The sequence below is a fragment of the Pseudomonas sp. NY15372 genome, from assembly GCF_048068215.1.
GTDB lineage: Bacteria > Pseudomonadota > Gammaproteobacteria > Pseudomonadales > Pseudomonadaceae > Aquipseudomonas > Aquipseudomonas guariconensis_A.
The window spans coordinates 14,084-26,428 of the sequence record NZ_JBLUPY010000032.1; the positions used below are offsets into that span (position 1 = coordinate 14,084).

Below are 12,345 nucleotides of genomic sequence, written 5' to 3' on the forward strand. Positions count from 1 at the left end.
CCGGCAGGCGCCTCATTCATGAATTGAACGAGTTTCTTATGAGCAAGCAGAAAATCAACGGCGAAGAATTGGTCAACCTGGCCAAATCGGCCCTGGAAGACGTCAAGGCCCAGGACATCCAAGTCATCGATGTACGTGAAAAGCACAGCCTGACCGACTACATGATCATTGCCACCGGTACCTCCAACCGGCAGATCAACGCCATGGCCGAGAAGGTTCGCGAAATCGTCAAGCTGCAGGGCGTGCAGCCCCTGGGCGAGGAAGGCAAGGGCGACAGCGACTGGGTGCTGCTGGACCTCAACGACGTCATCGTGCACATGATGACCGCCGCTGCGCGCCAGTTCTACGACCTCGAGCGCCTGTGGCTGGGTGCCGAGCAGAGCCGCTCCGCCGATGGCAAGCACCACAGCCCGGAGAACGCCCACAGCTATTCCGAAAACCTCAAGGACCGGGGCTGAGGACACGTCGTGCGCCTGCGCCTGATCGCGGTCGGCTCGCGCATGCCCCGCTGGGTCGAGGACGGCTGGCATGAATATGCCAAGCGCCTGCCCCCGGAGCTGTCGCTCGAGCTGGTGGAAATCCCGCTGAACACCCGAGGCAAGAATGCCGACGTCGCCCGCCTGATCCGCCAGGAGGGCGAAGCCATGCTGGCCAAGGTGCAACCGGGGGAACGCATCGTCACCCTCGAGGTCCATGGCAAGCCTTGGAGTACCGAGCAACTGGCGACCGAGCTGGACCGCTGGCGTCTGGATGCGCGGACGGTCAACCTGATGGTGGGTGGCCCGGAAGGGCTGGCGCCGGAAGTCTGCGCCCGCAGTGAACAGCGCTGGTCGCTGTCGCCGTTGACCTTGCCGCACCCGTTGGTAAGGATACTGATCGGCGAGCAGATCTACCGCGCCTGGACCGTGCTGTCCGGGCACCCTTACCACAAATGAGCCTGTAAGCCCGCCCGATGTCGCAGCCGATTCGTCTGAAGGACCACGAGAAAGACGCCCGCCTGGTGCGCAACCGCGTCGTGGTCGGCGCGGTGGCGGTCGTGCTGCTGGTGTGCGTGCTGATTGCCCGGCTGTACTACCTGCAGGTCATTCAGTACGACTATCACTCCACGCTGTCGGAGAACAACCGGGTGCATGTGCAGCCGATCCCGCCGACCCGCGGGCTGATCTTCGACCGCAATGGCGTGATCGTCGCCGACAACCGCCCAAGCTTCAGCCTGACCATGACCCGCGAGCGTGCCGGCGAATGGCGCCAGGTGCTCGACACCATCGTCGAAGTGCTGGGGCTGACCCCGGACGACCGCGCCTTGTTCGAAAAACGCATGAAGCAGGGGCGCCGGCCGTTCGAGCCGGTGCCGATCCTGTTCGAGCTGAGCGAGGAGCAGATCGCCCGCATTGCCGTGAACCAGTTCCGCCTCCCTGGCGTGGATGTGGCCGCGCAGCTGGTGCGCCATTACCCGCAGGGGGCGCACTTTGCCCACTCGGTGGGGTATGTCGGGCGGATCAACGAAAAAGAGCTCAAGACCCTCGACCCGGTCAACTACAGCGGCACCCACCATATCGGCAAGACCGGCATCGAGCGCTTCTACGAAGCCGAGCTGCACGGCCAGGTGGGCTACGAGGAAGTCGAGACCAACGCCCGAGGCCGGGTGCTGCGGGTGCTCAAGCGCACCGACCCGATCCCGGGCAAGGACATCGTCCTGAGCCTGGACATCAAGCTGCAGGAAGCGGCCGAGAAGGCCCTGGGCGGGCGCCGTGGCGCGTTGGTCGCGCTCGATCCGCGTACCGGCGAGGTGCTGGCCATGGTCAGCCAGCCGAGCTTCGACCCCAACCTGTTCGTCACCGGCATCAGCTTCAAGGCCTACGCCGAACTGCGCGACTCGATCGACCGACCACTGTTCAACCGCGTGCTGCGCGGCCTTTACCCGCCGGGTTCGACCATCAAGCCGGCGGTGGCCATCGCCGGCCTTGACAGTGGCGTGGTGACCGCCAGCAGTCGCGTGTTCGACCCGGGCTATTACCAGTTGCCCAACTACGACCACAAGTACCGCAACTGGAACCGCAGCGGCGACGGCTGGGTCGACCTGGACACCGCGATCATGCGCTCCAACGACACCTACTTCTATGACCTTGCCCACAAGATGGGCATCGATCGGTTGTCCGCCTACATGAACAAGTTCGGCATCGGCCAGAAGGTCTCCCTCGACATGTTCGAGGAGTCGGCCGGCCTGATGCCGTCGCGCGAATGGAAGCGCGCCACCCGCCGTCAGGCCTGGTTCCCAGGCGAGACGCTGATCCTCGGTATCGGCCAGGGCTACATGCAGGCCACCCCCCTGCAGCTGGCCCAGGCCACCGCGCTGATCGCCAACAAGGGCAAGTGGAACCGCCCGCACCTGGCCAAGACCATCGAAGGCAAGCCGCCGGTGGACGAGAACCCCATGGAGGACATCGTCCTGCGCGACAAGTCCGATTGGGCCAAGGTGACCCATGGCATGGAGCAGGTGATGCACGGCGCCCGCGGTACTGCGCGCAAGGCCGCTCTCGGTGCCCAGTACCGCATTGCCGGCAAGAGCGGCACCGCCCAGGTGGTGGCGATCAAGCAAGGCGAGAAATATGACCGCAACAAGCTCCAGGAGCGCCATCGCGATCATGCCCTGTTCGTCGCCTTCGCCCCGGCCGAAGACCCGAAGATCGTGGTCTCGGTGATGGTCGAGAACGGCGAGTCCGGCTCCGGCGTCGCAGCACCAGTGGTTCGCCAGGTGATGGACGCCTGGCTGCTCGACGAGAACGGCCGCCTCAAACCCGAATTCGCTCCTGCCACCGTCGTTCAGGAATCGGCCCCGTGAAGAACAATTTCGATCGCATGCTCTCCAGCGAGGACGTGATGCGGCGACGCGCAAGCTTCCTGCAGCGCATCCACATCGACGGCCCCTTGCTGGTCATCCTGCTGACCCTGGCGGCTGGCAGCCTGTTCGTCCTCTATTCGGCCAGCGGCAAGAACTGGGACCTGCTGATGAAGCAGGCCAGCTCGTTCGGCCTGGGCCTGGTGTCGATGTTCGTCATCGCCCAGCTCGAGCCGCGCTTCATGGCACGCTGGGTGCCCCTGGCGTATGTGGTCGGGGTTTTGTTGCTGGTGGTGGTGGACGTCATGGGCCACAACGCCATGGGCGCCACGCGCTGGATCAACATCCCCGGCGTGATCCGCTTCCAGCCCTCGGAATTTCTCAAGATCATCATGCCGGCGACCATCGCCTGGTACCTGTCCAAGCGCACCTTGCCGCCAGACCTCAAGCACGTGGCGATCAGCCTAGTACTGATCGGCGTGCCGTTCATCCTGATCGTGCGCCAGCCCGACCTGGGCACGGCGTTGCTGATCCTGGCCTCGGGCGCGTTCGTGCTGTTCATGGGTGGCCTGCGCTGGCGCTGGATCGTCAGCGTGGTCGCCGCCGCCGTGCCGGTGGCGGTGGCCATGTGGTTCTTCGTGATGCACGACTACCAGAAGCAGCGGGTGCTGACCTTCCTGGACCCGGAGAGCGACCCCCTGGGCACCGGCTGGAACATCATCCAGTCCAAGGCGGCGATCGGTTCGGGTGGGGTGTTCGGCAAGGGCTGGCTGCTAGGCACCCAGTCGCACCTGGATTTTCTTCCGGAAAGCCATACCGACTTCATCATCGCCGTGCTTGGCGAGGAATTCGGCCTGGTCGGCATCTGCCTGCTGCTGCTGACCTACTTGCTGCTGATCGGCCGCGGCCTGGTGATCACGGCCCAGGCCCAGACCCTGTTCGGCAAGCTGCTGGCAGGCAGCCTGACCATGACATTCTTTGTATATGTATTCGTCAATATCGGTATGGTCAGCGGCCTTCTGCCCGTGGTGGGCGTGCCGCTGCCCTTCATCAGCTATGGCGGAACTTCGTTGGTGACGCTGCTGTCAGCGTTTGGCGTTTTGATGTCGATCCATACGCACCGCAAATGGATTGCACAGGTTTGAATAAGGTGAAGAATTTCATGCAAGCAGTGCGTGGCTGGGCTGCCCGTTGTGCGCCCTGGATTGGCGCAATGGGCTTGTTCGGCGCAGTCCAGCAGGCCAATGCCGGCGATTACGAGCGCTCGCCCCAGGTGGCCGAGTTCGTCGGCGAGATGACCCGCGACTACGGCTTCGCCCAGGAACAGTTGATGGGCGTGTTCCGCGAGGTGCAGCGCAAGCAGTCGATCCTCGACGCCATCTCGCGTCCGGCCGAGCGGGTCAAGCCCTGGAAGGACTATCGGCCGATGTTCATCACCGATGCCCGCATCGCCCGTGGCGTGGACTTCTGGCGCCAGCACGAGGCGACCCTGGCCCGCGCCGAGCAGGAGTACGGCGTGCCGGCGCAGGTCATCGTCTCGATCATCGGCGTGGAGACCTTCTTCGGGCGTAACACCGGTAATTTCCGCGTGATCGACGCCCTGTCCACCTTGGGCTTCGATTACCCGCCGCGCGCCGAGTTCTTCCGCAAGGAGTTGCGTGAATTCCTCCTGCTGGCCCGCGAAGAGCAGCTCGACCCGCTCACTCTCAAGGGCTCCTACGCTGGCGCGATGGGCCTGCCGCAGTTCATGCCGAGCAGCTTTCGCAGCTACGCCGTGGATTTCGACGGCGACGGCCACATCAATATCTGGAACAACCCGGATGATGCCATCGGCAGCGTCGCCAGCTATTTCAAGCGTCACGGCTGGGTGGCCGGCGAGCCTGTGGTCAGCCGCGCCCTGGTGGTCGGCGAGCGCGCCGACGAGGGCCTGACCACTGGCATCGAGCCGGTCAAGACTGTCGGAGAGTTGCGGGCCCTGGGCTGGTCGAGTCATGATGCGCTGCGCGATGATCTGCCGGTCACGGCCTTCCGGCTCGAAGGCGAGCAGGGCCCGGAATACTGGATGGGCCTGAAAAACTTCTACGCGATCACGCGTTACAACCGCAGCGTGATGTACGCCATGGCGGTGCATCAGCTTTCGGAACAGCTGGTTCAAGCACGGGGCGTCAAGTAATGCGCGTAATTTTCTCCACCCATTCCCTCAAGCTGCTGGGCTGCGTCGCGGTCGGCCTGGCCCTGGCCAGCTGCTCCTCCAATCGCACCACGGCGCCCAAGCAAGGCGGCAATGTCGTGCGTACCCAGCCCGGGCTGGACATCAACCGGGCCCACAAGGACGGCGCGCCATGGTGGGACGTGGACGTCAACAAGATCCCCGACGCCACGCCGACCGTGCACACCGGCGCCTACAAGGCCAACCCCTACACGGTGCTGGGCAAGACCTATTACCCGATGCAGGACTCGCGCAACTACCGCGCCGAAGGCACCGCGTCGTGGTACGGCACCAAGTTCCATGGCCAGAACACTGCCAACGGCGAGCTCTACGACCTCTACGGCATGAGCGCGGCGCACAAGACGCTGCCGCTGCCGGCCTACGTGCGGGTGACCAACCTGGCCAATGGCCGCAGCGTGATCCTGCGGGTCAACGACCGCGGCCCGTTCTACTCCGACCGTATCATCGACCTGTCCTACGCGGCGGCGAAGAAGCTCGGCTATGCCGAAATCGGCACCGCCCGCGTGCGCGTCGAAGGGATCGACCCGCAGCAGTGGTGGGCCGAGCGTGGCCAGCCGGCGCCAATGGTGCTCAAGCAGCCCCAGGTGGCCCAGACCCAGGCGATTCCGGCCAATACTGGCAAGGTCGAGCAATGGACACCGCCGCCCCAGCAGCATGCGGCGCCGGTGGTGCCGGTGCAGGTGGGTGGCAACAATGTACCGGCCAACAACGGTGGCAGCTTCCTGCAGGTCGGGGCCTTCGCCAACCCGGACGCTGCCGAGTTGCTGCGCGCCAAGCTCAGCACCATGGTCAGTGCGCCGGTGTTCATCAGCTCCATCGTGCGTAACCAGCAGACCCTGCATCGCGTGCGCCTGGGGCCGATCACCAGCCAAGGCGAGATCCAGCAGGCGCAGGACAGCATTCGCCTGGCCAACCTGGGGCAGGCGAAGCTGGTCACGGCTGACTGACGCTGGCTTTTCCGTAGGGGCGGCCTTGTACCGCGAAAGGGCCGCAACGCGGCCCCTGGGTTTGGGCATTACCGAACCTTTGGCTGGGGCTGCTGCGCAGCCCTTTCGCGGCACAAGGCCGCTGCTACAGGTTGTGCACCGGCAACGAGGGTGTACAGCCAAACTGTCGGTTTTGTCATGAATTGCCGGCCATGGCCATGTACAATGTCGGCTTTTGCCCGCAGCGACATAACGCCGCATTTTGCGGGCCTGGCCGACGGCCTCAAAAACTAGCCTGACTGGCGCCGGGCACACGATGTGGCCCGCGAAACATCAGACCATTAGCGATTTTCGAGAGACGGATGAACATCACCAACCTTGCCAAACGACTTTGCCTGCCCGTTCTGCTGATGATCACGCCCGCTGCCTTCGCGGCGGAGCAGATGATGCCATCGCCACCCCAGCTGGCTGCCAAGTCCTACGTACTCATGGATGCGTCCAGCGGCAACGTGCTGGTCGAGAACAACGGTGACGAGCGCCTGCCGCCGGCCAGCCTGACCAAGCTGATGACCGCCTACATCGCCACCCTGGACATTCGCCGCGGCCAGATCGGCGAGAACGACCCGGTCACCGTCAGCGAAAACGCCTGGCGCACGGGTGGTTCGCGCATGTTCATCAAGGTCGGCAGCCAAGTCAGCGTCAGCGACCTGCTGCACGGCATCATCATCCAGTCGGGCAACGACGCCTCGGTGGCCCTGGCCGAGCACATCGCCGGCAGCGAAGACGCCTTCGCCGACATGATGAACAAGACCGCTGCCGACCTGGGTATGTCCAACAGCCACTTCATGAACCCGACCGGCCTGCCGCACCCGGAGCACTACTCTTCGGCCCACGACATGGCCGTGCTGGCGCGCGCGATCATCGACGAAGACCCGGCCCACTACGCCATCTATTCGCAGAAGGAATTCTTCTGGAACAACATCAAGCAGCCCAACCGCAACCTGCTGCTGTGGCGTGACAAGACCGTCGACGGCCTGAAGACCGGCCACACCGACGAAGCCGGCTACTGCATGGTGGCATCGGCCGTTCGTGACGGTCAGCGCCTGATCGCCGTGGTATTCGGCACCAACAGCGAGCAGTCTCGCGCTGCCGAGACCCAGAAGCTGCTGACCTACGGTTTCCGCTTCTTCGAAACCCAGACCTTCTACCAGAAGGGCACCGAGCTGACCCAGGCCCCGGTCTGGAAGGGCGCCACCAGCCAGGTGAAGGCAGGCCTTGCCAATGACCTGACCCTGACTATGCCTAAAGGCCAATTGAAGCGTCTCCAGGCTTCGATGACCATGAACCCGCAGCTCACCGCACCGATCGCCAAAGGTGACGTGATCGGCAAAGTGGAAGTCAAACTGGACGAGAAAGTGGTTCACAGCGCCGACCTCATCGCCCTCGACGGCGTCGAGGAAGGTGGTTTCTTCCGCCGTATGTGGGATAGCATCCGTCTGTTCTTCTACGGGTTGTTCAACTGATACGTGACCTGCATGCCCCCGCGTATCCTGCGGGGGCGTTGTTGTTGCCACGGCTTACGAGGCCGTTTCCGCCATGAGCGAACCTGACGTCAAGTCGCACAAGATCGAATTCCCTTGCGACGATTACCCGATCAAGGTAATCGGCGATACCGTGGTCGGTTTCAAGGACACCGTGATCGAGATCCTGAGCAAATATGCCAAGGTCGACCTGTCCACCCTGGCCGAGCGCCAGAGCAAGGAAGGCAAGTACACCACGGTACAGCTGCACATCGTTGCCGAAAGCGAGAACCAGCTGCACGATATCAACAGCGCCCTGCGCGCGACCGGCATCGTGAAAATGGTGCTCTGATGCCGCCCTGCCTCGGTTTTCGCGATCTCGGCTTGCAGCCCTATGAACCGGTGCTGGAAGCCATGCGTCGCTTTACCGAGCAGCGTGGCCCGGACAGCCAGGACGAAGTCTGGCTGGTCGAGCACCCCGCGGTCTTCACCCAGGGCCAGGCCGGCAAGGCCGAGCATCTGCTGGTACCGGGCGATATCCCGGTGGTGCAGACCGACCGTGGCGGCCAAGTGACCTACCATGGCCCCGGGCAACTGGTGGCCTACCTGCTGCTGGATGTTCGTCGCCTCGGGTTTGGCGTGCGCGAGCTGGTCAGCCGTATCGAGCAGACGCTGATCGACCTGCTCGCCAGCTACGGTGTCCAGGCCATGGCCAAGCCCGATGCGCCGGGTGTCTATGTCGAGGGCGCGAAGATCGCTTCCCTTGGCCTTCGAATCCGCAACGGTCGTTCCTTCCACGGCCTTGCTCTGAACGTGGACATGGACCTTGCGCCATTCCGCCGAATCAACCCCTGTGGGTATGCGGGGCTGGCCATGACCCAGCTGCGAGACCTGGCAGGCCCGATCGAACTCTCCGAGGTCAGGACAAGGCTGCGCGGACAGCTGGTCAAGCACCTCGACTATGCTGAGCAGACGACCCTCACGGGCGGAATCGACTGAATATGACAACAACTGTGCAAGAAACCGTGCCAACCCCGGAAGCTACCGCGCGCCCCGCGCCGAAGAAAGTCGAGGCGGGCGTCAAGCTGCGCGGCGCCGACAAGGTCGCGCGTATCCCGGTCAAGATCATCCCCACCGAAGAACTGCCGAAGAAGCCCGACTGGATCCGCGTGCGCATCCCGGTTTCCCCGGAAGTCGACCGGATCAAGCAACTGCTGCGCAAGCACAAGCTGCACAGCGTCTGCGAGGAAGCTTCCTGCCCGAACCTGGGTGAGTGCTTCTCGGGCGGCACCGCGACCTTCATGATCATGGGCGACATCTGCACCCGCCGCTGCCCGTTCTGCGACGTCGGCCACGGCCGGCCGAAGCCGCTGGACGTCGATGAGCCGAAGAACCTGGCCATCGCCATTGCCGACCTGCGCCTGAAGTACGTGGTGATCACTTCGGTGGACCGCGACGACCTGCGCGACGGCGGCGCCCAGCACTTCGCCGACTGCATCCGCGAGATTCGTGCGCTGTCGCCTGGCGTGCAACTGGAAACCCTGGTCCCGGACTACCGTGGGCGGATGGACGTCGCGCTGGAAATCACTGCGCAGACCCCGCCGGATGTGTTCAACCACAACCTCGAAACCGTACCGCGCCTGTACAAGGCTGCGCGCCCCGGTTCGGACTATGACTGGTCGCTGGACCTGCTGCAGAAGTTCAAGCAGATGGTGCCGCACGTGCCGACCAAGTCCGGCCTGATGCTGGGGCTTGGCGAAACGGACGAGGAAGTCATCGAAGTGATGCACCGCATGCGCGAACACGACATCGACATGCTGACCCTGGGCCAGTACTTGCAGCCGTCGCGCAACCACCTGCCGGTACAGCGTTTCGTGCACCCGGACACCTTCGCCTGGTTCGCCGAGGAAGGCTACAAGATGGGCTTCAAGAACGTCGCTTCCGGGCCTCTGGTACGTTCCTCGTACCACGCCGACCAGCAAGCCCACGAAGCCAAGATCAAGCTCTGAACCTGGCTGTGTGACCCATGCCGATGCGCGCCGGTAGGCGCCATCGGCATTTTTGTTTGCGGGGGGGGATTCCCCCTGGACAGGGCCATGGCCGTGCGTGATCGTGCCGGCCCGTATCTGCTAGGAGTTGCTCGATGAATTGCGCCGAACCCCTCGACATGCAATTGCCTGCCGCCATACCGGCCGATGCCTGTTTCGCCATCGTCGCCCCGGCCGGCCCGGCGCGGCTGGACGAGCAGAAGGCTCGCCGCTGGTTCACCAGCCGGGGCATGCAATGCCGGCTGTATCCGGGGGTCAGCCAGGCGCAGGGCTACCTGGCCGGCAGCGACCAGCAACGCCTCGATGACCTGCACGCGGCGTTTGCCGACCCGGACATCGACGCCATCCTGTGCATGCGCGGCGGCTACGGCAGCATGCGCCTGCTCGACCGGCTCGACTTCGACCTGATCCGCCGCCACCCCAAACCGTTGGTTGGCTACAGCGACATCACCGCCTTGCACACCGCACTCAACCGTTACGCTGGGCTCATCACCTTTCACGGTGCGATGCTCAATGCCGACCTGTTGGGGGAGAAACTGGAGCCGACCGTGCCGTCGCTGCTCAGCCAGCTCAGGGGCGAGTTGGGCGAGGGGGACGTGTTGCGTCATCCTGAGGCCTACCCGCTGACCTGCGTGCAGCCTGGCGTGGCGAGCGGGCGGTTGTTGGGCGGCAACTTGTCGCTGCTCTGCGCCACCCTGGGGACGCCTGCCGAGATCGACAGCCAGGGCAGCATCCTGTTCATCGAAGACGTCAACGAGCCGTTGTACCGGGTCGACCGGTTACTGACTCAATTGCGCCTGGCGGGCAAGCTGGATGGGGTGCGAGGCGTGCTGGTGGGCGACTTTGCCGGAATCAGCGTGGCGGCGATGGTGCCGCTGCTCAAGGATATCTTCGGGCCGCTGGGCGTGCCGGTATTGGCGGGGTGGCGCAGTGGGCACTGCGATCCGAACCTGTGCCTGCCGCTGGGGGCCAGGGTACGGTTGGACAGTCAGGAGCAGGTACTGGTACTGGAGCAGGGGCTGTTCAAGGCTTGAGATAGCTAGGGCTGCTTTGCCGCCCTTTCGCGGCACAAGGCCGCTCCTACAGGCCCACTGTAGGAGCGGCCTTGTGCCGCGAAGTATTACTGCCGACGCAAGCTGTCGAGCAGCTTGTGGGTCGGATAGCCATCGGCCGGCCACCCCAGCCCTTGCTGGGCATTACGGATGGCCTTGCGGGTATTGGCGCCGATGATGCCATCGGCATTGCCTGCCTCGTGGCCGCGGGCATTGAGCAGGTCCTGCAGCTCGATACGCTCGCTGCGACTCAGCGGCAGGTCGTCCTTGGGCCAGCCGCCGGCGATGAAGCCCCAGCCGGAGAAACGATCCCCCAGCAGGCTGACCGCCAGGGCGTAGGACGACGAATTGTTGTACTTCAGGATCGCCCGGAAGTTGTCCAGCACCAGGAACGCCGGGCCGCGGGCGCCCGCGGGCAGCAGCAGGGCGGCCGAGAGCTGGTTGCTGCCCGCAGGCAGCTGGGTACCGGTCGGCAGCGTCACGCCCAGTTGCAGCCATTCGCTGACGGTCTTGCGCTGGGCGCCATCGGCCAACCAATAATCGAAGCCTGCGGGCACCTGCACCTCGAAGCCCCAGGGCTGGCCCTTCTGCCAGCCCGAGCTTTGCAGGTAGTGGGCGGTGGAAGCCAGGGCATCGGCAGTGCTGTTCCAGATGTCGCGGCGGCCATCGCCGTCGAAGTCCACGGCGTGGGTGTTGTAGGTGGTGGGGATGAACTGGGTCTGGCCCATGGCGCCGGCCCAGGAACCACGCATGGCCTCAGGCTGGATGTCGCCGTTCTGCAGGATCTGCAAGGCGGCGATCAGCTGATCCTGGGCGAAGGTCGGGCGACGGCCTTCGTAGGCCAGGGTGGCCAGGGAGCGAATCACCGACTTGCTGCCCTGGAACTGGCCGAAATTGCTCTCCATGCCCCAGACCGAGACCAGAACCTGGCGATCCACGCCATAGCGCTGCTCGATCTGCGACAATAGCTCGGCGTGCTGTGCCAGCAGCTTCTTGCCGTTGCGCACGCGCAATGGCGACAGGGCACCGTCGAGGTATTCCCATACCGGGCGGGCGAATTCAGGTTGGCTGCGGTCGGCCTTGATCACGTCCATATCGGGCGTGACGCCGAGGAAGGCGCGGTCGAACGTGCTGGGGCTGATACCGGCCTGCAGGGCCTGTTGGCGGAAGCCCGCCTGCCATTGGGCGAAGGTCTGCAGGGGCTGGATTTCGCTGCTGGTGTCAGGTGTGGTGCCTGGCAGGGTCACGTTTGCAGTGGGCTGGGCGGGAGCCAGCGGCAAAGCGTCGGCGGCGGTGGGCTTTTCCGCGCAGGCGACGAGCAGGATGAAGCTGGAGGCTGCGATCAGCTGGCGTGGGTGCCAGCGCAGGGACAGACGGAAGGGCATGCACAGATCCAGAATTGCGGTTCAGGTGCCGACCATATCATGACTGGGCGCTTCCTGCCTTCATGCGGCCAAAAAGCAAGAAGCCTCCCAATCTCTCGATTGGAAGGCTTCGCGGCGGTAGCTGCCTTTGCCCTTGTTCGGTCGTTCCTGGCGGCAGCGGAACAGTGGCTGGGCGACGATGGACTTGGCCTTGTTCGGGCCGTGCTTTTTCGGCTTCTTGCTCATGGCGATTACCCCGTTTGGGTGGATGTCGGGGCGCACTGTAAGGCTGGGGTGGGGGAGGGGCCAATTGATTGTGTTTATGGACGATGAGCGCGGCCTCTGTAGGAGGGCCTTGTGCCGCGA

13 protein-coding genes are annotated in these 12,345 nt (G+C 64.3%); 11 read left to right on the forward strand and 2 right to left on the reverse strand.

From position 1 onward, the window contains the following. Window positions 1–38: 38 nt before the first annotated feature. The 11 genes from rsfS (at window position 39) to ACNFG0_RS18270 (ending at window position 10,597) form a co-directional block, all read left to right on the forward strand. On the forward strand, window positions 39–458 hold the full coding sequence (gene rsfS, locus ACNFG0_RS18220; protein ID WP_043211169.1) for a ribosome silencing factor: 420 nt from the start codon (window positions 39–41) through the stop codon (window positions 456–458). A 9-nt stretch (window positions 459–467) separates the two neighbouring features. Next, the gene (rlmH, locus tag ACNFG0_RS18225; RefSeq protein ID WP_196156136.1) at window positions 468–935 is read left to right on the forward strand and encodes a 23S rRNA (pseudouridine(1915)-N(3))-methyltransferase RlmH; all 468 of its coding nucleotides are present in this window, start codon (window positions 468–470) and stop codon (window positions 933–935) included. A gap of 17 nt (window positions 936–952) precedes the next feature. Then, entirely contained in the window at window positions 953–2,842 is a 1,890-nt protein-coding gene (gene mrdA, locus ACNFG0_RS18230; RefSeq protein ID WP_196146203.1) for a penicillin-binding protein 2, read from the forward strand. Between the two features lie 38 nt (window positions 2,843–2,880). Continuing rightward, a complete protein-coding gene (gene rodA / locus ACNFG0_RS18235; protein WP_196146226.1) occupies window positions 2,881–3,984 on the forward strand; it encodes a rod shape-determining protein RodA in 1,104 nt (367 codons plus the stop codon). 17 nt (window positions 3,985–4,001) lie between these two features. Next, window positions 4,002–5,012, forward strand: a complete 1,011-nt coding sequence (mltB, locus tag ACNFG0_RS18240; protein ID WP_196146204.1) for a lytic murein transglycosylase B — start codon at window positions 4,002–4,004, stop codon at window positions 5,010–5,012. Beyond that, a complete protein-coding gene (locus ACNFG0_RS18245) occupies window positions 5,012–6,016 on the forward strand; it encodes a septal ring lytic transglycosylase RlpA family protein (RefSeq protein ID WP_196146205.1) in 1,005 nt (334 codons plus the stop codon). Before mltB ends, ACNFG0_RS18245 begins: the two co-directional genes overlap by 1 nt. Before the next feature lie 341 nt (window positions 6,017–6,357). Beyond that, window positions 6,358–7,518, forward strand: a complete 1,161-nt coding sequence (locus ACNFG0_RS18250) for a D-alanyl-D-alanine carboxypeptidase family protein (RefSeq protein ID WP_084855550.1) — start codon at window positions 6,358–6,360, stop codon at window positions 7,516–7,518. A 73-nt stretch (window positions 7,519–7,591) separates the two neighbouring features. Further along, window positions 7,592–7,867, forward strand: a complete 276-nt coding sequence (locus tag ACNFG0_RS18255) for a DUF493 domain-containing protein (protein ID WP_043211184.1) — start codon at window positions 7,592–7,594, stop codon at window positions 7,865–7,867. Next, window positions 7,867–8,514, forward strand: coding sequence for a lipoyl(octanoyl) transferase LipB (gene lipB, locus ACNFG0_RS18260; protein ID WP_196146206.1), 648 nt, complete (start codon window positions 7,867–7,869; stop codon window positions 8,512–8,514). Before ACNFG0_RS18255 ends, lipB begins: the two co-directional genes overlap by 1 nt. A gap of 2 nt (window positions 8,515–8,516) precedes the next feature. Continuing rightward, window positions 8,517–9,524: a lipoyl synthase gene (gene lipA / locus ACNFG0_RS18265; protein WP_230381270.1), complete on the forward strand. Its 1,008-nt coding sequence runs from the start codon at window positions 8,517–8,519 to the stop codon at window positions 9,522–9,524. A gap of 134 nt (window positions 9,525–9,658) precedes the next feature. Next, on the forward strand, window positions 9,659–10,597 hold the full coding sequence (locus ACNFG0_RS18270) for a S66 peptidase family protein (protein WP_416765919.1): 939 nt from the start codon (window positions 9,659–9,661) through the stop codon (window positions 10,595–10,597). Window positions 10,598–10,683: 86 nt separating this feature from the next. On the opposite strand, the gene ACNFG0_RS18275 is transcribed toward ACNFG0_RS18270, so the two are convergent. Both ACNFG0_RS18275 and arfA read right to left on the reverse strand, forming a co-directional pair. Further along, the gene (locus tag ACNFG0_RS18275; RefSeq protein WP_196146208.1) at window positions 10,684–12,000 is read right to left on the reverse strand and encodes a lytic murein transglycosylase; all 1,317 of its coding nucleotides are present in this window, start codon (window positions 11,998–12,000) and stop codon (window positions 10,684–10,686) included. Window positions 12,001–12,060: 60 nt separating this feature from the next. Continuing rightward, entirely contained in the window at window positions 12,061–12,225 is a 165-nt protein-coding gene (gene arfA / locus ACNFG0_RS18280; protein ID WP_196146209.1) for an alternative ribosome rescue factor ArfA, read from the reverse strand. Between the last annotated feature and the right edge of the window lie 120 nt (window positions 12,226–12,345).